The 19,663-nt window shown below is 66.3% G+C and carries 16 protein-coding genes and 1 pseudogene; 6 read left to right on the plus strand and 11 right to left on the minus strand.

Going from position 1 to position 19,663, the window contains the following annotated elements:
- The first annotated feature begins 1 nt into the window (after position 1).
- The 4 genes from trpC (at position 2) to lexA (ending at position 3,324) form a co-directional block, all read left to right on the plus strand.
- A complete protein-coding gene (gene trpC / locus J2X50_RS00575) occupies positions 2 to 814 on the plus strand; it encodes an indole-3-glycerol phosphate synthase TrpC (RefSeq protein WP_429090556.1) in 813 nt (270 codons plus the stop codon).
- Position 815: 1 nt separating this feature from the next.
- Positions 816 to 1,295, plus strand: a complete 480-nt coding sequence (moaC, locus tag J2X50_RS00580; RefSeq protein ID WP_429090558.1) for a cyclic pyranopterin monophosphate synthase MoaC — start codon at positions 816 to 818, stop codon at positions 1,293 to 1,295.
- Positions 1,296 to 2,501 carry a molybdopterin molybdotransferase MoeA gene (locus tag J2X50_RS00585; protein WP_429090560.1) on the plus strand — a complete coding sequence of 402 codons (1,206 nt, stop codon included), beginning with the start codon at positions 1,296 to 1,298 and terminating at the stop codon, positions 2,499 to 2,501.
- A gap of 106 nt (positions 2,502 to 2,607) precedes the next feature.
- Complete coding sequence (lexA, locus tag J2X50_RS00590; RefSeq protein ID WP_340041400.1) at positions 2,608 to 3,324, plus strand: transcriptional repressor LexA; 717 nt, start codon at positions 2,608 to 2,610, stop codon at positions 3,322 to 3,324.
- A 357-nt stretch (positions 3,325 to 3,681) separates the two neighbouring features.
- Here lexA and J2X50_RS00595 read toward each other — a convergent pair whose 3' ends face one another.
- Positions 3,682 to 6,183: a ComEC/Rec2 family competence protein gene (locus tag J2X50_RS00595; protein ID WP_429090563.1), complete on the minus strand. Its 2,502-nt coding sequence runs from the start codon at positions 6,181 to 6,183 to the stop codon at positions 3,682 to 3,684.
- 109 nt (positions 6,184 to 6,292) lie between these two features.
- On the opposite strand from J2X50_RS00595, the gene gltX reads away from it, so the two are divergent.
- Both gltX and gltA read left to right on the plus strand, forming a co-directional pair.
- Entirely contained in the window at positions 6,293 to 7,714 is a 1,422-nt protein-coding gene (gene gltX / locus J2X50_RS00600; RefSeq protein ID WP_429091800.1) for a glutamate--tRNA ligase, read from the plus strand.
- A gap of 181 nt (positions 7,715 to 7,895) precedes the next feature.
- Positions 7,896 to 9,185 carry a citrate synthase gene (gene gltA, locus J2X50_RS00605; protein ID WP_429090565.1) on the plus strand — a complete coding sequence of 430 codons (1,290 nt, stop codon included), beginning with the start codon at positions 7,896 to 7,898 and terminating at the stop codon, positions 9,183 to 9,185.
- Positions 9,186 to 9,231: 46 nt separating this feature from the next.
- Here the strand turns inward: gltA and lpxB are convergent, their stop codons facing one another.
- The 10 genes and pseudogenes from lpxB to frr form a co-directional block, all read right to left on the minus strand.
- Complete coding sequence (gene lpxB, locus J2X50_RS00610; protein WP_429090567.1) at positions 9,232 to 10,398, minus strand: lipid-A-disaccharide synthase; 1,167 nt, start codon at positions 10,396 to 10,398, stop codon at positions 9,232 to 9,234.
- Complete coding sequence (locus tag J2X50_RS00615) at positions 10,395 to 11,288, minus strand: LpxI family protein (RefSeq protein WP_429090568.1); 894 nt, start codon at positions 11,286 to 11,288, stop codon at positions 10,395 to 10,397. The genes lpxB and J2X50_RS00615 overlap by 4 nt, the downstream gene beginning before the upstream one ends.
- The gene (gene lpxA, locus J2X50_RS00620) at positions 11,275 to 12,111 is read right to left on the minus strand and encodes an acyl-ACP--UDP-N-acetylglucosamine O-acyltransferase (RefSeq protein WP_429090570.1); all 837 of its coding nucleotides are present in this window, start codon (positions 12,109 to 12,111) and stop codon (positions 11,275 to 11,277) included. Before lpxA ends, J2X50_RS00615 begins: the two co-directional genes overlap by 14 nt.
- Before the next feature lie 11 nt (positions 12,112 to 12,122).
- Complete coding sequence (gene fabZ / locus J2X50_RS00625; RefSeq protein WP_429090572.1) at positions 12,123 to 12,587, minus strand: 3-hydroxyacyl-ACP dehydratase FabZ; 465 nt, start codon at positions 12,585 to 12,587, stop codon at positions 12,123 to 12,125.
- The gene (gene lpxD / locus J2X50_RS00630; protein ID WP_429090574.1) at positions 12,580 to 13,638 is read right to left on the minus strand and encodes a UDP-3-O-(3-hydroxymyristoyl)glucosamine N-acyltransferase; all 1,059 of its coding nucleotides are present in this window, start codon (positions 13,636 to 13,638) and stop codon (positions 12,580 to 12,582) included. The genes fabZ and lpxD overlap by 8 nt, the downstream gene beginning before the upstream one ends.
- Before the next feature lie 69 nt (positions 13,639 to 13,707).
- Positions 13,708 to 16,080, minus strand: a complete 2,373-nt coding sequence (gene bamA / locus J2X50_RS00635; protein ID WP_429090576.1) for an outer membrane protein assembly factor BamA — start codon at positions 16,078 to 16,080, stop codon at positions 13,708 to 13,710.
- A 220-nt stretch (positions 16,081 to 16,300) separates the two neighbouring features.
- Entirely contained in the window at positions 16,301 to 17,440 is a 1,140-nt protein-coding gene (gene rseP, locus J2X50_RS00640; protein WP_429090578.1) for an RIP metalloprotease RseP, read from the minus strand.
- 75 nt (positions 17,441 to 17,515) lie between these two features.
- Positions 17,516 to 18,346, minus strand: coding sequence for a phosphatidate cytidylyltransferase (locus J2X50_RS00645; RefSeq protein ID WP_429090580.1), 831 nt, complete (start codon positions 18,344 to 18,346; stop codon positions 17,516 to 17,518).
- A 9-nt stretch (positions 18,347 to 18,355) separates the two neighbouring features.
- Positions 18,356 to 19,087: pseudogene (locus J2X50_RS00650) on the minus strand (isoprenyl transferase); the annotation flags it as partial.
- A 19-nt stretch (positions 19,088 to 19,106) separates the two neighbouring features.
- A complete protein-coding gene (frr, locus tag J2X50_RS00655; RefSeq protein ID WP_429090582.1) occupies positions 19,107 to 19,661 on the minus strand; it encodes a ribosome recycling factor in 555 nt (184 codons plus the stop codon).
- Positions 19,662 to 19,663: the final 2 nt, after the last annotated feature.

Raw genomic sequence — 19,663 nt, forward strand, 5'->3', positions numbered from 1 at the left:
CATGGCAGACATCCTGCGCAAGATCGAGGCCTACAAGCGCGACGAGATCGCCGCCGCCAAGGCTCTCACGCCGCTTGCCGACCTCAAGGCACGGGCGCGCGACGTCGCCTCGCCCAGGGGGTTCCTCGCGGCGCTCGAGGCGAAGCGCGGCCAGGGCCGCTTCGGGCTGATCGCCGAGATCAAGAAGGCGAGCCCGTCGAAAGGCCTGATCCGCGCCGATTTCGATCCGCCGGCGCTCGCCCGCGCCTATGCCGAGGGCGGGGCGGCCTGCCTTTCGGTGCTGACCGATACGCCGTCCTTCCAGGGCGCGCCGGAGTTCCTGACCGCCGCCCGCGACGCCTGCACCCTGCCCGCCCTGCGCAAGGACTTCATGTTCGAGCCCTACCAGGTGCACGAGGCCCGCGCCTGGGGCGCCGACGCCATCCTCATCATCATGGCGAGCCTTGGCGACGACGACGCCCGCCGGCTCGAGGACACGGCATTCGAACTCGGCATGGATGCGCTGATCGAGGTCCACGACGAAGCCGAGACGGAGCGGGCCCTGAAGCTCGCCTCGCGCCTGATCGGCATCAACAACCGCAACCTGCGCAGCTTCGAGGTAAGCCTGGAGACATCCGAGCGCCTGGCGCCGATGGTCCCGGCGGACCGCCTGCTCGTTGGCGAGAGCGGCATCTTCACCCACCAGGACTGCCGGCGGCTGGAAAAGTCGGGCATCGGCAGCTTCCTCGTCGGCGAGAGCCTGATGCGTCAGGCCGACGTGGCTGCCGCCACGCGGGCGCTGCTCGAAGGCAGCCCGCTCGCGGCGAGCGCCTGACATGGCAACCCTCACCCATATCGGCGCCACCGGCGAGGCCAACATGGTCGACGTGGGCGACAAGGCCGAGACGACCCGCACGGCGGTCGCCGAGGGCACCGTCACGATGCGCCCCGAGACGCTGGCGCTGATCCTGTCCGGCAACGCCAAGAAGGGCGACGTGCTGGGCACGGCGCGCATTGCCGGCATCATGGCCGCCAAGCGCACGCACGAGCTGGTGCCCCTGTGCCATCCGATCCTCTTGACCAAGGTGTCGGTCGAGATCGAGCCGGACGAAGCGCTGCCCGGCCTCAGGGTGACCGCGCTGGCGCGCGTGACCGGCAAGACCGGCGTCGAGATGGAGGCGCTGACCGCAGCCTCCGTCGCATGCCTGACCATCTACGACATGGCCAAGGCCGCCGACCGCGGCATGGTGATTTCCGGCATCCGCCTGATCGAGAAGACGGGCGGCAAGTCGGGCGACTACAAGGCTGTCGACTAGATGGCGCTGCTGCCGGTCGCCGACGCGCTTGAACGCTTGCTCGAAGGCGCTGCCCCGGCGGGTACCGAACGTATCGGCCTCGACGAGGCTTCCGGACGTGTGCTTGGCGCGCCGCTCCGCGCCTTGCGCACCCAGCCCCCCTTCGATGCCTCGGCCATGGACGGCTATGCGGTGATCGCGCAGGACATCGCCGACCTGCCCGCCCGGCTTGCGGTGATCGGCGAGGCGGCTGCCGGGCGGCAGTTCGCAGGGAAAATCGCGCGCGGCCAGGCCGTGCGCATCTTCACCGGCGCGCCGGTGCCGGCCGGCGCGGACACGGTGGTCATCCAGGAAAACGTGCGCGATCTCGGCAACGGCGAGGTCGAGGTGGTCGAGCCGACCGCGCCCGGCCGCAACATCCGCCTCAAGGGCCTCGACTTCAGCGAAGGCGACCTGATCCTCGACGCCGGCCGCCTGATGGACCCCGCCGCGCTGTCGCTCGCGGCGGCCGCCAACCATCCGACGCTCGAGGTGCAGCGCGCGCCGCTGGTCGCGATCATCGCCACCGGCGACGAACTGCTGCCGCCAGGAAGCTCGCCCGGCCCCGACCAGATCATCTCGTCCAACGCCTACGGCGTGGCGGCCATTGCCCGCTCGGTCGGCGCCCGCGTCCTCGATCTCGGCATAGCGGCCGACAAGACCGGATCGATCTCGGCACTCGTCCGGCAGGCGCTCGACGCCGGAGCCGAGGTGATCGTCACCCTCGGCGGCGCCTCGGTCGGCGACCATGACCTGGTGCACGGCGTGCTGACCGGCCTCGGCATGAAGCTCGATTTCTGGAAGATCGCCATGCGCCCGGGCAAGCCGCTGATGTTCGGACGGCTCGGTGACACCCGCTGCATCGGCCTGCCCGGCAACCCGGTGGCGAGCCTCATCTGCTCGCACCTCTTCCTGAAACCGGTTCTGGCGAAGCTCGGCGGGCGGCCCTATGCGCCGGACATCCGCGAGGCCGTGCTCGGGGCGCCCATGAAGGAAAACGACCTGCGCCAGGACTACGTGCGCGGCGTGGTGCGCAAGACCGACGCCGGCCTCGTCGCCGTGCCCTTCGGGGTCCAGGACTCGTCGATGCTGCGGACACTGGCCGACGCCAATTGCGTCATCATCCGCGAGCCCTTCGCAGCGGCCGCCGAATCTGGCACTGGCTGCCTGGTGCTGATGCTGCGCTGAGCGCCCCTCGGCGCCTTCACCAAAATTTAATCGGTTGCGGAACACAACTGGAACATATAGTGTTTGTTCCGGGTTTGTTTTTCTTTCGATTCCCTTGGGGGCAGCGATGCTGACGCGCAAACAACACGAGCTTCTGCTGTTCATCCATGAGCGGCTGAAGGAGGCGGGCATCCCCCCGTCCTTCGACGAGATGAAGGAGGCGCTGGACCTCGCTTCCAAATCGGGCATCCATCGCCTGATCACCGCGCTCGAGGAGCGCGGCTTCATCCGGCGCCTGCCGAACCGCGCGCGCGCGCTGGAAGTCATCCGCCTGCCCGACTCGATCGCGCCGGGCCTCAACGCCGCCAGGAAGTTTTCGCCCAGCGTCATCGAAGGCAGCCTGGGGCGCAAGCCCGAGCCGTCACGCGCGCTTTCGGCCGGCAATGACGACGATGCAGGCGCGGCGGTCGCCATCCCGGTGATGGGACGCATCGCCGCCGGCGTGCCGATCGACGCCATCCAGCACAGGACGCATTCGATCTCGGTGCCGCCGGACATGATTTCGGGCGGCGAGCACTATGCGCTCGAGGTCAAGGGCGATTCGATGATCGAGGCCGGCATCTTCGACGGCGACACGGTCATCATCCGCAATGCCAATAGCGCCAATCCGGGCGAGATCGTCGTTGCCTTGGTGGACGACGAGGAGGCGACGCTCAAGCGCTTCCGCCGCAAGGGCGCCTCGATCGCGCTCGAGGCCGCCAATCCCGCCTATGAAACCCGCATCTTCGGCCCCGACCGGGTCAAGGTACAGGGCAAGCTGGTCGGGCTGATCCGGCGCTACTAGGGCAATTCCAGGAAAAGTGCGCAGCGGTTTCCGTCCGGAATTGCTCGGACCAAAGAGATGGAGCGTCTTCGCGGTCCGATGAATGGAGGAAATGCCCTGATCCCGCCTCGGGCCGGTCGGGATCGTCATCTTTCTGGGTTGCAGCGAGGCCGGGCCAGAGCGGCGGGCATTCCGACGAATGCAATTCCGCAGCCAAGAGCGTTGCCGCTTTTGATCGAAAAGCCAAAACGGCCTATCTCTTTGGTCCGAGCAACTCCGACGGCAAACCGCCTCGCATTTTTCCGGGAATGGCTCCCGCTGCTTTTTCTTGGCCTTGTTCATGCGACGCCCGACGATTCCGTCGGGCTGCGAGATGCTTCATGGCGCGGCCTTCTCCGGCGGCGGCTTTGCACGGTCCCGGCGGAATGGCGGCAGTCCGCGTGCTTCGCGCGAGAATGCCCGGTGCTCATGCCACGGCCGGTAGGGCGCGGCTATCGCCTTCTGGATTTCGATTTGACGGACCGCCGCCTCTCCTTTTTCAGGCAGGTACGCGGCGACGCTGCCTAAACGCGCCAGGTCGCGCTTGCTGACGACGGTCGCCGCCGAATTCGCGCAGGGAGCCCGCGCCGTCGCATCGTCGATCACGATCAGGCTCGCCACGGCGCAGGCACGCTTGGCTGCCGCCGCATTGCCGGCATGGGCGATCACGGCGCCTGAAGGGTGCTCGATGGTGCAGAGGCCACCGTCGCAAACGAAGGCTTCCCTGCGGTCCGCTTTTTCTCCTCCTTCCTGGGGCAAGGCTGGCTCGCGCGGCGTCGAAGCATCCGACTTTGCGATTGCGGCCGTTACGGTCGAAGGCTTGCCGCCCGCGCCAACCGGGCCGACCAGTTCCTCCGCAACCAGGGCCCTCTTCCAGCTGTCGGTGATGAAGTCGCTCGGACGTGCGCGGTTGACCGCCAGCCTGCCGCCCGCCGTCGGCACCCCGACCAGCCGGCCGTCTTCGGAGATCAGTATGTCTGGGATCCTTGCCTCGCCGAGCAGCAGCAATCCGCTTGCGGCGAATGGCAGGGCTGCGAATCTGAGCCAGGTGGTCGCCATCGAGGCGATGCAGAGCGCGACCGACACCAGGATCACCGCGCGGGCGGAGATCAGGCCGACGGCGTCGACCGGCGACCGCTCGGAGAACCATTGCGCCAGGGCGACCATGGTGGCCAGGCCGCGCCCCATCGTGTCGAGGAACAGGCCGTCCAGGCCGAGCGGCATCAGCACGCCGGCAGCAACCGCGAAGGGCATCACCAGCACCGAGACGATGGGCATCACGGCCAGGTTGGCGAAAAGGCTGAGCGGCGAGATGCGCTGGAAATTCCAGGCCCCGAACACGCTGGTCGCCAGCCCGGCGATCAGCGAGGTCGCAAGAAGCCCGACCGCCAGCGTCCAGAGCTTGCGCCACAAATTGCCCGCAAGCGAACGCTGGATCGCCGGCTGCACCCGCTCGGCCTGCCTGTCCGACCACCAGCCGTAAGCGCCGACCAGCGCCGCGGTGGCCGCAAACGACATCTGGAAGCTCGGACCGACCACCTCGTGCGGGGATACGAGAATGACGATGATGGCCGAGATCGCAAGGTTGCGCATGGTCAGGGCGACGCGGTCGAACAGCACGGCCGTCAGCATCACCGCAAGCATGATGAAGCTGCGCTGCGCCGCCACTTCGGCGCCGGAGATGGAAAGGTAGCCGCCTGAAGAGGCCAGGGCCGCCAGGGCGGCGTATTTCTTGACCGGATGCCGGGACGCGAAGGCCGGAAAGGCCGCGAAACCGAGCCGCAGGCCCAGCATGACGGTTCCGGCGACCATGGCCATGTGCAGGCCGGAAATGGAGATGATGTGGTAGAGGCCCGTCCGCCGCAGCGCTTCGTTGACCTCCTCCGGAATGCCGCCGCGCACGCCGACCATGAGTGCCGCGGCGATTTCGCCCTCCACGCCGCCGATCCGGTCGCGGACGCGCTGGGCAATGCGGTCGCGCAGGTTTCCAAGCCAGGCCTCGATCGCAAGGGCGAGCGGAACAGGCTGCGCGTCCGCGACCAGTTCCGGTCCCTTCATGAAGAACCCGCTGGCGCCGATGCCGTCGAAATAGCTTTCGAAGGAAAAGTCGTAGCTGTCGGGCCGGATCGGGCCGGAGGGCGGCATCAGGCGGACATAGCCGCCGACCAGTGATCCCGCCGCGAGCCCCGCCGGCGCCCGGCGTGCCGTCAGGCGCACGCGATCCGGCGCGTAGCGGAGCGTTGGCCGCACGGTGGCGACGACATCGATGGTCAGGCGGACGCGCCCTTTGTCGAGCCGGTCGATCTCCACGACCCGGCCCTTCAATTGCGTCGAGATCTCGGCGCCGAGCATCTTCGTGCCCAGCCGGGCGGTTTCGAGCTTTGCCGCGGCCATGCCGACCAGGCAGAAGGCCGCAGCAGCCAGCCCATAGTGAAGCCACCTGCTCGTGCGCGCGGCAAACGCCACCGCCGCCATGGCCAGGGCCGCCGACGCGATCGGCAGCGAGGCCGGTTCTTCGGCGAGGCCGAAATAGACCAGCACCCCGATCGCCAGGAACACCGGAACGAGCAGGAACGCCGCGCCGCGGTCGAGCTCGGTCTCGACGGCCGCGGCCAATGTGCGGACCGTGAACCGTGCTTGGACGACGGCCATGGGGACCCGGAGCCGCGATCGCAGGCTCGCCGGCGAGACGTGACGTTCGCTTGCGGGCGATGGTTGCAGGTCGCCCCGGCGCCCCCAGACGAGCGGGGACGACAACTCGCCGCCGGCGAGCAGGACGCGCTCGGCCGTTTCCGCGACCGGTCTTTCGCCGGCTCGCCCCTCCCGCACGTGGTCGCCCATCGGGCATGCCCCTTGCGCCCCAGACCTTCTATGCTACATCAACGCCACCGAAACGCCATGCGCCGCCGGTCTCCGGCCGGGCGACGCCATGCCTGCCTTGGAATTCGCCATGCCCGTCGTCACCCGCTTCGCCCCCTCGCCCACCGGCTACCTGCATATCGGCGGGGCCCGCACCGCGCTCTTCAACTGGCTCTACGCCCGCCATACCGACGGCAAGATGCTGCTGCGCATCGAGGACACCGACCGCGAGCGTTCGACCGACGCGGCGACCGCGGCGATCCTCGATGGACTGACCTGGCTGGGACTCACCTGGGAAGGCGAGCCGATCTCGCAGTTCGAGCGCGCGCCGCGCCACCGCGAGGTGGCCGAGGAGCTCGTGCGCCTGGGCAAGGCCTATTATTGCTACACGACGCCGGCCGAACTCGACGAGATGCGCGAGAAGGCCCGCGCCGAGGGCCGGCCGCCCCGCTATGACGGCCGCTGGCGCGACCGCGATCCGTCCGAGGCGCCGGAGGGCGTCAAGCCGGTCATCCGCATCAAGGCGCCGACCGAGGGCGAGACGCTGGTGCGCGACCGCGTGCAGGGCGACGTGCGTTTCCCCAACAAGGATCTCGACGATTTCATCATCCTGCGTTCGGACGGCGTGCCGACCTACATGCATGCCGTGGTCGTCGACGACCACGACATGGGCGTCACCCACATCATCCGCGGCGACGACCATTTGACCAACGCCGCGCGCCAGACGGTGATCTACGATGCCATGGGCTGGGACGTGCCCGTGATGTCGCACATCCCGCTGATCCACGGCGCCGACGGCGCCAAGCTGTCGAAGCGCCACGGCGCGCTCGGCGTCGACGCCTATCGCGCCATGGGCTACCTGCCGGAGGCACTGCTCAACTATCTCGCCCGCCTCGGCTGGAGCCATGGCGACGACGAGGTGATGAGCATTTCCGACATGATCAGCTGGTTCGAGATCGAGGACGTCAACAAGGGCGCCGCGCGCTTCGACTTCGCCAAGCTCGAAGCGCTGAACGGCATCCACATGCGTCAGATGGACGATGCCAGGCTGCTCGACATTTTCATCGCCACCCTGCCCTACCTGCCCAATGGCGCAATCGTCGCCGAGGGCCTCAGCGACCGCACGAAGGTGCAACTGCTGGCGGCAATGCCCGGCCTGAAGGAGCGTGCCAAGACGCTGGTCGAGCTGGCAGACGGTGCCGCCTTCCTGTTCGCCCAGCGCCCGCTGGCCGTCGATGAGAAGGCAGCCGGTCTGCTGGCTGGTCCGGCCAAGGACATCCTCAAGGGTGCGCATGCAGCCCTCTCGACGGTGGCGGGCGCAGACTGGAACGCGGCCTCCGCCGAGGCTGCGGTCCGCGAGTTCGCCGGTCGCGAAAATGTGAAATTGGGCGGGGTCGCCCAGCCTTTGCGTGCCGCTTTGACAGGCAAAAGCACCTCTCCCGGGGTGTTCGATGTGTTGGCCGTTCTGGGCCGCGACGAAAGTCTGGCCCGCATTTCCGATCAAATCGATTAGGTCAGCAGTGCTTTCCTAATTTTGCATTGTAATGAGGCTTTTGCGGTGCAACATTGCGGCAACAGGCCAATTTGACAGCAGCGGGAAAGCTGGAGGGCGAGACCGAGCGTTCCGGACCTATCGGGTTGCTTGTTAACAAGATTGCGCCGCCCAGCGGCAACTCAGCACTAAGGAGTATGCGATGACAGATTCAACCGCCAAACTGGAGTTCCGCGGCCAGACCCACGAGTTCAAGGTCCGAGGCGGGACGGTCGGGCCGGATGTCATCGACATCGCCTCGCTCTACTCCACCACAGGCGCGTTCACCTACGATCCCGGCTTCACCTCGACGGCAAGCTGCGAGTCGCAGATCACCTTCATCGACGGCGACGCCGGCGTGCTGCTGCACCGCGGCTACCCGATCGACCAGCTCGCCGAGCACGGCGACTTCCTCGAGGTCTGCTACCTGCTGCTCTACGGCGAACTGCCGACCAAGGCCCAGAAGGACGACTTCGACTATCGCGTCACGCGCCACACCATGGTGCATGAGCAGATGTCGCGCTTCTTCACCGGCTTCCGCCGCGACGCCCACCCGATGGCGGTCATGTGCGGCGTGGTCGGCGCGCTGTCGGCCTTCTACCACGACTCGACCGACATCTCCGATCCGCACCAGCGGATGGTCGCCTCGATCCGCCTGATCGCCAAGATGCCGACGATCGCCGCGATGGCCTACAAGTACCACATCGGCCAGCCCTTCATTTACCCGAAGAACGAGCTGAACTTCGCCGCCAACTTCCTGCACATGTGCTTTGCCGTGCCGTGCGAGGAGTACAAGGTCAATCCGGTGCTGGCACGTGCCATGGACCGCATCTTCATCCTGCACGCCGACCACGAGCAGAATGCCTCGACCTCGACCGTGCGCCTCGCCGGCTCGTCGGGCGCCAACCCGTTCGCCTGCATCGCGGCGGGCATCGCCTGCCTCTGGGGCCCGGCTCACGGCGGCGCCAACGAGGCCGCGCTCAACATGCTCTCCGAGATCGGCTCGGTCGACCGCATCCCGGAATTCATCAACCGCGCCAAGGACAAGAACGACCCGTTCCGCCTCATGGGCTTCGGCCACCGCGTCTACAAGCACTACGATCCGCGCGCCAAGATCATGCAGAAGACCACGCATGAGGTGCTCGGCGAACTCGGCATCAAGGACGATCCGATGCTCGACGTGGCGATGGAGCTCGAGCGCATCGCGCTGACCGACGAATATTTCATCGAGAAGAAGCTCTACCCGAACATCGACTTCTACTCGGGCATCACGCTGAAGGCGCTGGGCTTCCCCACCACCATGTTCACCGTGCTGTTCGCTCTCGCCCGCACGGTCGGCTGGATCGCGCAGTGGAAGGAGATGATCGAGGATCCGCGCCAGAAGATCGGGCGCCCGCGCCAGCTCTACACCGGCGCGCCCGAGCGCGACTACGTGCCGATCGCCAAGCGCTGAGCCGGTACGACATCAATGTGAAACGCCCGCCCTTCGGCGGGCGTTTTCATTTGCGGATATGCTTGAGGACAACCTGGGCGGCCAACTCGCCGGAGGGGCGCTCGGTCGCGAACCGGCGCCTGACTTCGGCGAAGCCGTCCTTCTGCCACTGCCGCAGCGCGCTGTCGGTCAGGAGCCCCTCGAGATGGCGGGCCATCCACTGCGGCCGCACATACTCGTTGTAGGCCTCGATGACCACCGTGCGGTCGGCGACGAGGTTGGGCAGCGAGGCGCTCCACACCGTGATCAGGCGCTGGGCCATGCGCATCACCGCATCGAGCTTGTAGCACGACATCATCGGCACGCCGGCGAGCGCCAGTTCGAGCGACACCGTGCCCGAGGCGATCAGGGCAGCGTCGGCCTCGCCGAAGGCCTGCCATTTCTTCTGCGCGTCGAGGATGATTTCCGGCTTGTCGGGCCATTGGCCCGTGATCGACGTGACCATGTTGGCGACATGCGGGACCGTGGGCAGCAGGAGGCGCAGGCGATGCCCGCGCGCCTTGAGGATCGAAACCGTCTCGCCGAACGGCCCCAGCAACGCGCGGACCTCGCTGCGGCGCGAGCCCGGCAGCAGCAGGAGGGTCTTCTCGCCGCCTTGTTCCGCCGGACCGCTGCCGTGCTCCTGCATTGCAGCCGCAATCAGCACGCCGGGATCGCTGGTCAGCCGATGGCCGACGTAGGTGCCGGGCGGTCCGTCCAGCCTGGCAAGTTCCTTCGGCTCGAACGGCAGGATGCAGAGCACTTCGTCGACATGCGGCCGCATGGCCTTGGCGCGGCCGGGTCGCCACGCCCAGACACTCGGGCAGACATAGTGGACGATCGGGATGCCGGGGGCCAGCGCGCGCACTTTCCTGGCGACGCGGAGGGAGAAATCGGGACTGTCGATGGTGATCAGGCAATCCGGCTTCTCGGCCGCGACGAAACGCGCCGTCTCGCCGATCCGCCGGATGAGGCGCGGCAGGTCGCGCAGGATCGCCGACAGGCCCATCAGGGCGATTTCGCCGGCATTGAAGAGCGGCGAAAGCCCCAGGCCCTGGAGATGCCTGCCGCCCAAACCAACCAGCCGCACGTCGCGCCCGCTCATCTGGCGCAGCGCCCGCACGAGATCGGCCCCGAGCAGGTCGCCCGATTCCTCGCCCGCCACGATCGCGATCTTGAGCGGCGGCTGGGTCATTGTGCCGTCTCCTTGCCGGTGAGGCCGACGACGAACAGGCCGAGGCGGTCGGCGCGCTCCACGAGTTCGCCGAAATCCAGCATGAGCGAACGTCCGGCCTCGACGCCGATGCCGGCAAGCCCGGCTGCATGTGCGGCATCGACGGTCGCGGGACCGATCGTCGGCAGGTCGGCGCGCAGTTCCTGGCCGGGTTTCGCGCATTTGACCAGCACGCCACGCCTTCGCCCGGCGATGCGGCCGTTATCGCGCAGGTCACGCACACGTTCGAGCAGAAGATCCGTTCCTTCGATGCCCTCGAGCGCAATCGCGCGGCCGCCGATGGCGACGGCCGCTTGCCCGATATCGAGCGCACCGATGGCACGGGCAGCTTCCAGGCCTGCCCGCAGGTCGTCCCAATCGGCCGCGATCGGTGCATGCGCGCCCATGCGCCCCTCGACCGCGAGCAATTCCGGCACGAGCTGGTGGGCACCGACCACCTTGATGCCGTTGTCCTCGATGAGGTCGACCAGAGTGCGCAGGAGCCCGTCGTCGCCGCGCCGCAGGGCCAGGATGGCGCGCGGCAGGATCGACAGCAGCGACAGGCTGGGGCGTATGGCGCGCCACATCGGCCGCCGGCTCACCCCGCCCGCAAGCACGACATGGGTGATGTCCCGGCGCCTGAGCAGCGGCAGAAGCCCGGCGAACTGCTCCACTGCAAGCGTCGAGCCAGGATAGGTATCGAGGCTGGTGCCGGCGTCGGTCTCGCCGGCGATGCGCACGATGAAAGGCGCATGCCCGGCCAGGGCAAGGCTCTCGGCGACATTGACGGGCAGCCGGCCGCTGCCGGCGACTATGGCGACCTTGTCGGCCGCGGCAAGGACTACCTTCCGTCCAGCCTCAGCTTTCGTCATCGGCGGCGTCGTCGGAGACGGCGTTGCGCAGCGGCGGGACGGTGAAGTGGCGCTTGCCGCGCGCCTGGATGAAATCAAGCATGTCGCGGACGATCGGCGACGTGCCGAACAGCTTCTCGACCTCGGGGATGTTCTCGGCCACCGCCCGGGACGGGTCGAAGATCATCTTGTAGGCCTTGCGCAGCGCGAAGATTTCGGCGCGCGCAACGCCGGAGCGCTTCATGCCGATGACATTGAGCCCGCGCAGGCGAGCGCGATTGCCCATGACCATGCCGTAGGGAATGATGTCGCCGTCGATGATCGCGGCACCGCCGGCGAAGGCGTGATGGCCGATGCGCGTCATCTGGTGCACGGCGACGAGGCCGCCGAGCGTGACGTTGTTGCCGACCTCGACATGGCCGCCGAGGGTGGCGACATTGGCCATGGTGACGTTGTCGCCGACGACGCAGTCATGCGCGATATGCGAATAGGCGAGGAAGTGGCCGTTGTCGCCGACCGTCGTCTCGCCGCGGCTGCTGTCGCTGCCGAGATGCATGGTCACGCCTTCGCGGATCGTGCAGTTCCTGCCGACCACCAGCGTGGTGCGCCCGCCCTTATGCTTGTTGTTCTGCGGCGCAGCCCCCAGCGTGGCCTGCGGGAAAACCCTGCACCCTTCGCCGAGCGTCGTCGCCCCCATGACCGCGACATGGCTGACCAGTTCGACCCGGTCGCCGATCACGGCATCGGCGCTGATGTGACAGAAGGGCCCGACGCGAACGCCCGCGCCCAGCTTGGCACCGGCTTCGACGACGGCTGCAGGATGGATGAATGTCTCGGTCTGCATGACGATAGGTACTATTCCTTGGGCACCATCATCGCGGCAACCTCGGCCTCCGCCACGGTCGCGCCGTCCACCCGCGCGTCGCAGGCGAATTTCAGGATGTTGCCGCGCTTCTTGATCTTCTTGACGTGGATTCGCAACTGGTCGCCCGGCACGACCGGCTTGCGGAACTTCGCCGCATCGACGGTCATCAGGTAGACCAGCGACGGGCTTTCATCGACCACCTGGCGCAGGCAGATCGCGCCCGCGGTCTGCGCCATCGCCTCGATGATGAGCACGCCTGGCATCACCGGCTGGCCGGGAAAATGTCCCTGGAAATGCGGTTCGTTGAAGGTGACGTTCTTGATGCCGACGGCAGAGTCGTCGCCGTCTATCTCGACGATGCGGTCGATCAGCAGGAACGGATAGCGATGCGGCAGCAGCTCGAACAGGCCGAGGATATCAACGGCCTCGAGCATCGTTGTTGCCTGGTCAGTCATTGCTCCCACCCTCTTTGGTCCTGGCCCTGGCCAGCTTCCTGAGCACCGCGAACTCGCGCATCATTTCCTTCATCGGCTTGCCAGGGAAACCACCCCAGACCTCGCCTGCCGGCACGTTGTTCATGAAGCCGCTGCGCGCCGCCAGCTTGGCGCCGTCGCCGACGGTAAGATGGTCGGCCAGCCCGACGCCGCCGCCCATCATCACGTTGTCGCCGATCACGCAGGAGCCCGAAATACCCGTGAGGCCGGCGATGACGCAATTGCGACCGATGCGCACGTTGTGGGCAATCTGGACGAGATTGTCGATCTTGGTGTTTTCGCCGATGACCGTGTCCGCCAGCGCACCACGGTCGACGGTGGTGTTGGCGCCGATCTCGACATTGTCCTGGATGATGACCCGGCCGATCTGCGGCACCCGCTCAGGCCCCTTGGGGCCGCCGGCAAACCCGAAGCCGTCCTGGCCGATCCGCGCACCGGCATGGACGATGACGCCGTTGCCGAGCAGCGCATACTGGATCGAGCTGTGCGGCCCGATGTAGCAGTCGCGGCCGACCTGCGCGGAACGGCCGATGACCGCGTTGGCTGCAACCACGGTACCCGCGCCCACTGCGGCATGAGGACCGATGACGGCGCCGGCCTCGACGATCGCACCCGCCTCGACATGGGCCGTCGGGTCGATATGGGCATGTGGCGAGATGCCGGTCTCGCCGGTCGATCCCACGGGGCGCTCGGCTGCCGGGTAAAGCATGCGGCCGATACGGGCGAAGGCCTGCTGGGCCCTGGGCGTGACGAGTGCGGCGATGCCGGCGGGGACAAGGCCGACGACGTCCGCCGTGCACAGCACCGCCGCCGCCTTGAGCGTCGCCAGGGGGGCGGCATTGCGCTTGCCGTCGACGAACACCAACGCGCCCTCGCCGCCTTCGACGGCAGAGGCGATGGTCGTGATGATGATCTGGGAATGGCCGGGATCTGCGAGCACGGCGCCGGTCAATTCGGCCACCTCGCCCGCGGTCAAGCGGCGTGACGGCACAAAGAACACCGGGTCCGTCATGAAGTGCTTTTCCAGCTGAGCCGGGCGGGCTTCCGGGCCGTTGCGGCCCGGAAGCATCGTTCCACGCGATTAGAAGCGGGTCGAAATGCCGAAGTTGAATTCCTGGGTGTCGTCGGTGTCTTCCTTCTTGACCGGCACCGCGTAGTCGATACGCAGCGGGCCGAAGGGCGACGCCCAGAGCAGGCCGATACCGACCGAGGCACGCCACTCCATGCCCGTCGAAACGATATCGGTATCCGCGACATCGACCTTGTTGCCGTAGAGCGTGGCGGCATCCGCGAACACCGCACCACGCAGGCCGAAGCTCTCGGGAACGACCGGGATCGGGAACTGTGCTTCGGCGGACGCATTGAAATAGGTCGTGCCGCCGAGGTGATCCTCGCCATTCTTATCGAACGGACCGATGCCGTTGTACTTGAAGCCGCGGATCATGCGGTCGTTGTTCTTGAAGTGGTCGAACACGCGCAGGCCGTCGTCGCCAAAGCCCTGGATGTGACCGCCACCGACCGAAACCAGACCGACGATGTCCATCTCCTCGGAGATCGTCTGGTAGTAGCTGCCGCGGCCCGTGAACTTGACGAACTTCGCATCGCCACCGAGGCCGGCAACTTCGGTCGTGAAGTTGGCGTAGATGCCGTTACGCGGGTTCTTCATGTCGTCGATGGTGTTGTAGACCAGCGTGCCGCTGACCGACGACTTGATCCACGGGCTGCGCTCGACGCCATCTATGATCGCAGGCGACACGTCGCAATCAAGATCCGGGCTGTTGGGATCCGTTGCGCCGTCGCAACTATCCGTGAAGGAATATTCCTCCTGCGAGATGTTGTACGCCAGCTGCGTCGAGATGTTGTCCGTGATCGGCAGGCCGAAGCGGACCGTGCCGCCGGTGATGTCGCTCTCGTACTCGTCATACTTGCGGGTCTGACGATAGATGTCGAAGCCCGCAGCGATACGGCGGCCGAGGAAATACGGCTCGGTGAACGAGAAGCTGTAGTCACGCGAGTTCTTGCCGCCGCCGGCGGAGAACTTGATGAACTGGCCGCGGCCGAGGAAGTTGCGCTCGGTGATCGAGCCTTCCACCGACGGACCGGCATTGTCGCCACCCGTCGAATAGCCAGCGCCGATCGAGAACTCGCCGGTCGACTTCTCGACCAGATCGACCACCAGCACGACCTGGTCGGGCTGCGAGCCGGGCGCCGTCGAAATCTCGACACGCTCAAAGAAATTAAGAGCTTCGAGCCGCTTCTTCGCGCGCTGGATAAGAACCTGGTTGAAGGCATCGCCTTCGCTGACGTCGAACTCGCGACGAATGACGAAATCACGCGTGCGCTCGTTGCCGCGGATCTCGATGCGCTCGACATAGGCCTTGGCGCCCTGGTCGACCGTGTAGACGACGTTGATCGTGCGGGTCTCGAAGTTGCGGTCGCCGCGCGGGGTCACCTTGGCGAAGGCATAGCCCTTGCCGGCGACGTTCTCGGTGATCGCGATGATCGAATCTTCGACGTTCTTGGCGTTGTAGACGTCGCCCTTGCGGGTCTCGACCAGCGACTGCAGCGTGGCGCCGTCGATCTCGGGGATGGTGCTTTCCACCGACACGTCGCCGAAGGTGTAGCGCTGGCCCTCGTCCACCGTGATGGTGATCGTGTACTGGTTGGTCGCCTCGTCGAGCTCGCCGAAGGCGGAGACAACCTGGAAGTCGGCATAACCGCGGTTGAAGTAGAAGCGGCGCAGCGCTTCCTCGTCGGCGCGCAGACGATCCTCGTCATAGATGTCGTCGCGCAGCATGAACGACAGGAACGACGAGCGCTTGGTAGAAATCACGTCCGCCAGACGGCGATCGCCATAGGCGTTGTTGCCGACGAAATTGATCGCGGCGATCTTGGTGCGGCCGCCTTCGTTGATCTCGTAGACCACGTTGACGCGGTTTTCGCCGAGATCCATGACCTGGGTCTTGACGGTCACGTCGTCGCGGCCGACGCGCTTGTAGGCTTCCTTGATCGCCTCGGCGTCGGCCTCCATCGTCGCCTGCGAGAAGGCGCCGCGCGGCTTGAGCTGGACGGCGGCGCCCAGCTGGGCGTCCTTCAGCTTCTTGTTGCCCTGGAACAGGACGTTGTTGACGACCTGGTATTCGGAGACCTGGACGACGAGCGTCGACCCGACCTGGTTGATGCGGACGTCGGAGAACAGGCCGCTGCCGAACAGCGACTTCACCGCCTCGTCAATGTCGGCATTCGAGAACGTCTTGCCGGGCTTGATGGTGATGTAGTTGCGAATCGTCTCGGCGTCGACGCGCTGATTGCCGCGCACCTCGATCCGGTTGACGACGGCAGCTTCCGCCGCCGAAACGGCGGCAAACTGAACAACGACCGCGCCAGGCACAGCCAGAGCGGCGGACAGAGCCACCGCGGACGCGGCGCTCGCAAACTTAAATGCTGCCTTCATCGGCCTTTACAACCTTTTCTCGAAGTCCCCACGGCGAGAAAACCGGACGTCGCGGTAAATTTTCCCGTACCGTAATAACCGGATTTTCCCTACACGCAAGGGTTCTGGTTAATTTGCACTTACTTACCCAGCGAGCGTGACTTTCGCGTCACTCATACCGACCGGGATGGTAAATGGTCCCTCAACAGACGCCCTCTCCGCGTCGATTTTCTTCATGAATTCAACATCCAAATAGGTCGTTCCAGAAAACGAACCCCATGAACGCAAGAACCAGAATCATTCCCACCCGGTATACAGCCTCCATGGCCCGTTCGGAAACAGGGCGACGGATGACCGCCTCGACCGCGTAGAAGGCCAGGTGGCCGCCATCGAGCGGCGGAATCGGCAGCAGGTTCAGGAACCCGATTCCAACCGACAGCAATGCAACCAGCTGCACCAGCCAGCCGAAGCCCAGCTTGGCGGCCTTGCCGGCCATGTCGGCGATCTTGACCGGTCCGCCGAGCTGGCACTTGTCCTCGCGCCCGAAGACGAAACGCTTCAGGAACTGGCCAGTCCGGGCGATGATCTGGCCGGTCTCGGTGACGGCCTGAACGAAGGCTCCGCCCGGGCCGTAGGTGATGAGCCGCGGCTGCCCCAGCTCCTCGTTGTTGACCACCCCGATGACGGCGACCTTGACCTTGTTCCCAAGGGCGTCTTGCTGCTCCATGAGTTCCGGCACGGCGGTGACGGAAACCTCCTTGCCGTCCCGCATCATGACGAAGGCGATCGGATCGCCACCGCGGCCCGACACCAGGCGCTGGACGTCGGAGAAGGTCTCGACCTGCCTGCCGTCGACGCTGACGAATCGGTCGCCCGGCTGGATGCCGGCCCTGGCCGCCGGGCTTTCGGCGCGCACCTCGGCCACCGTCGGCTCCATGACGTAGCGGCCATAGGCCGTGAACAGCACGGTGAAGACGGCGATCGTGAGCAGGAAGTTGAACAGCGGCCCGGCAAACACCGTTGCGGCGCGCTTCCAGACGGGCTGGGTGTGGAAGGCAACCTTGCGTTCGGCTGCACTCAGCCTTTCCGCCTCGCCACCCTCGGGCGAGCTGGTGACGTTCATGTCGCCGACGAATTTGACGTAGCCGCCGAGTGGAATGGCACAGAGCTTCCAGCGCGTGCCGCGCCGGTCGTTGAAGCCGATCAGCTCCGGCCCGAAACCAACCGCGAAAGCCTTCACACCGATGCCGCACCAGCGGCCGACGAGGTAGTGCCCCATCTCGTGCACGAACACGACGATCATCAGCACGAACAGGAAGGGAACGATCGTGCCGAGCAGCAGGCCATCCGTGCTCAGGAATGCGGGAAGATACTCGCTCAAGTCATGCCCTCAACCACGAACCGCCGCATCACCCTTCCGCCTGGCACCCTTGGGGCACCGGCCACCGCCGGCAGGTCAGGCCGGAAACAGGACTTGTGCCGGATGATCGGCCGAACCAGACAGCCACCCGATGACGTATAGGGCAAATGCCGCCGCGACAAGCCCGTCCACCCTGTCCATCACGCCGCCGTGACCGGGGATGATCGAACCTGAATCCTTGTAGCCATGCCGCCGCTTGACCCAGGACTCGTAAAGATCGCCCGCCTGCGAGATCACCGACAGGAGCAACGCCACCCCGGCGAGCATCGCGACGTTGCCGGCGCCGACCGCGAGCCCGAGCAGAACGCCCGCCACGACACCGCCGACGGCACCGCCGACGGCACCGCTGCGCGTCTTGCCGGGAGAAATGGCGGGCGCGAGCTTCGGCCCGCCGACGCTGCGGCCGACGAAATAGGCGAAGATGTCGGTCGACCACACCACTGCAAAGAGGAACAGGATGGCGGCAAGGCCGGCTGCGTCATTACCGCGCAGTAGCGCGAGCGAGAGTCCCGAAAGGGCGGCATAGGCGAATCCCGCGGCGTCCCACGCGCCGGCCTCGCGAATCCGTCCGAGCAGCCACAGCACGGCCGTAGCCAGGACCGCCAGCCCGATGAGCACGATGGCCGGCGCACCCAGCGCCAGGGCAACCGCGAAGACAAGAATCAATGCCTCCGGCACGAAACCGAGCTGGCCCGGTGCCCATGCGCCCTCCGCCCGGGTCCGCGACATGCGCGACCATTCGTAGAAGATGCCGAGCGCGATACCCGCAGAAAGCAGCCTGAAAGGCAGGCCGCCGGCCCAGGTCAGCACGAGCGCGGCGATGGCCAGGACGACCGCTGAAATGGTCCGGAGCTGAAGATTGCTCATGCTGCCGCCTCACAAGGCGATGTCGCGGGCCGCAAGCCCGCCGAAGCGACGCTCGCGGCCGGTGAACTCGCGCACCGCCTCGGCCAAATGCTCGCGCGTGAAATCGGGCCAGTAGCAGGGCAGGAAGACCAGTTCGCTGTAGGCCGACTGCCAGGGCAGGAAATTCGAAAGCCTGACCTCGCCACTGGTCCTGATCACCAGATCCGGATCCGGGATGCCCGCGGTATCGAGACGCTCGGCAAACAGCTCGGGCGTGATCTCGTCGCTCGAGAGCTCGCCTCTCTGGACGGCCTCGGCGAGCTGTCGCGCGGCGCGCGCGATCTCGTCGCGTCCACCGTAGTTGAAAGCGATGACCAGATTCAGCGCCGAGTTGCCGGCCGTCAGTGTCTCGGCCTCTTCCAGCAGGCTCCGGATGTCCGACTGCAGCGTCTGGCGGTCGCCGATGACGCGAACCCTGACGCCGGCGTTGTGCAATTCGGCAAGGTCGCGGCGGATGAACAGCTTCAGCAGACCCAGCAGATCGGTGACTTCCGACTTCGGGCGCGACCAGTTCTCCGACGAAAAGGCGTAGACGGTCAGCCAGGAAATCCCGAGATCGCTGGCGGCGCGGACCGTTTTGCGTAACGCTTCCACGCCAGCGCGATGCCCCGCAACGCGCGGCAGGCCACGGGCTTTTGCCCAGCGGCCATTGCCGTCCATGATGATCGCGACATGCGCGGGCGTAGTCATCAGTTCGCTTTCGGGCCGGCTCTTCGTCGGCTCAGACTTGCATGATCTCGGCTTCCTTGCCGGCGAGCAGGCTGTCGATCTGGCTGATGGTGTCGTCGGTCAGCTTCTGCACCTTTTCGGACCTGACACGATGGTCGTCCTGGCTGATGTCGCCGTCCTTCTCAGCCTTCTTGAGCGCCTCCATGCCGTCGCGGCGCACGTGGCGGGCCGCAACCTTGGCATTCTCGGCATAGCCATGCGCGATCTTCACCAGTTCCTTGCGGCGCTGCTCGTTGAGCTCCGGCAGCGGGATGCGCAGATTGGTGCCGTCGACGATCGGATTGAAGCCGAGATTGGCCTCGCGGATGGCGCGGTCGACCGCGCCCACCATCGACTTGTCCCAGACGGAGACCGAGATCATGCGCGGCTCCGGCACGGAAACCGTGGCGACCTGGTTGATGGGCATCGCCGAGCCGTAGGCCTGGACGTGGATCGGATCGAGGAGGTTGCTCGAGGCGCGACCCGTGCGCAGCGAAGCAAGGTCGTGCTTGAAAGCGCTGATGGCGCCGTCCATGCGCCGCTGAAGATCGTTGTAGTCAAGGCTCATAG

The organism is Aminobacter sp. BE322, assembly GCF_050433525.1.
Classification (GTDB): domain Bacteria; phylum Pseudomonadota; class Alphaproteobacteria; order Rhizobiales; family Rhizobiaceae; genus Aminobacter.

What these genes read in the sequence shown, in the direction of transcription:
- trpC (WP_429090556.1), top strand. Translation starts at nt 2, where the DNA reads ATGGCAGACATCCTGCGCAAGATCGAGGCCTACAAGCGCGACGAGATC.
- moaC (WP_429090558.1), top strand. Translation starts at nt 816, where the DNA reads ATGGCAACCCTCACCCATATCGGCGCCACCGGCGAGGCCAACATGGTC.
- J2X50_RS00585 (WP_429090560.1), top strand. Translation starts at nt 1,296, where the DNA reads ATGGCGCTGCTGCCGGTCGCCGACGCGCTTGAACGCTTGCTCGAAGGC.
- lexA (WP_340041400.1), top strand. Translation starts at nt 2,608, where the DNA reads ATGCTGACGCGCAAACAACACGAGCTTCTGCTGTTCATCCATGAGCGG.
- J2X50_RS00595 (WP_429090563.1), bottom strand. Translation starts at nt 6,183, where the DNA reads ATGGGCGACCACGTGCGGGAGGGGCGAGCCGGCGAAAGACCGGTCGCG.
- gltX (WP_429091800.1), top strand. Translation starts at nt 6,293, where the DNA reads ATGCCCGTCGTCACCCGCTTCGCCCCCTCGCCCACCGGCTACCTGCAT.
- gltA (WP_429090565.1), top strand. Translation starts at nt 7,896, where the DNA reads ATGACAGATTCAACCGCCAAACTGGAGTTCCGCGGCCAGACCCACGAG.
- lpxB (WP_429090567.1), bottom strand. Translation starts at nt 10,398, where the DNA reads ATGACCCAGCCGCCGCTCAAGATCGCGATCGTGGCGGGCGAGGAATCG.
- J2X50_RS00615 (WP_429090568.1), bottom strand. Translation starts at nt 11,288, where the DNA reads ATGACGAAAGCTGAGGCTGGACGGAAGGTAGTCCTTGCCGCGGCCGAC.
- lpxA (WP_429090570.1), bottom strand. Translation starts at nt 12,111, where the DNA reads ATGCAGACCGAGACATTCATCCATCCTGCAGCCGTCGTCGAAGCCGGT.
- fabZ (WP_429090572.1), bottom strand. Translation starts at nt 12,587, where the DNA reads ATGACTGACCAGGCAACAACGATGCTCGAGGCCGTTGATATCCTCGGC.
- lpxD (WP_429090574.1), bottom strand. Translation starts at nt 13,638, where the DNA reads ATGACGGACCCGGTGTTCTTTGTGCCGTCACGCCGCTTGACCGCGGGC.
- bamA (WP_429090576.1), bottom strand. Translation starts at nt 16,080, where the DNA reads ATGAAGGCAGCATTTAAGTTTGCGAGCGCCGCGTCCGCGGTGGCTCTG.
- J2X50_RS00645 (WP_429090580.1), bottom strand. Translation starts at nt 18,346, where the DNA reads ATGAGCAATCTTCAGCTCCGGACCATTTCAGCGGTCGTCCTGGCCATC.
- frr (WP_429090582.1), bottom strand. Translation starts at nt 19,661, where the DNA reads ATGAGCCTTGACTACAACGATCTTCAGCGGCGCATGGACGGCGCCATC.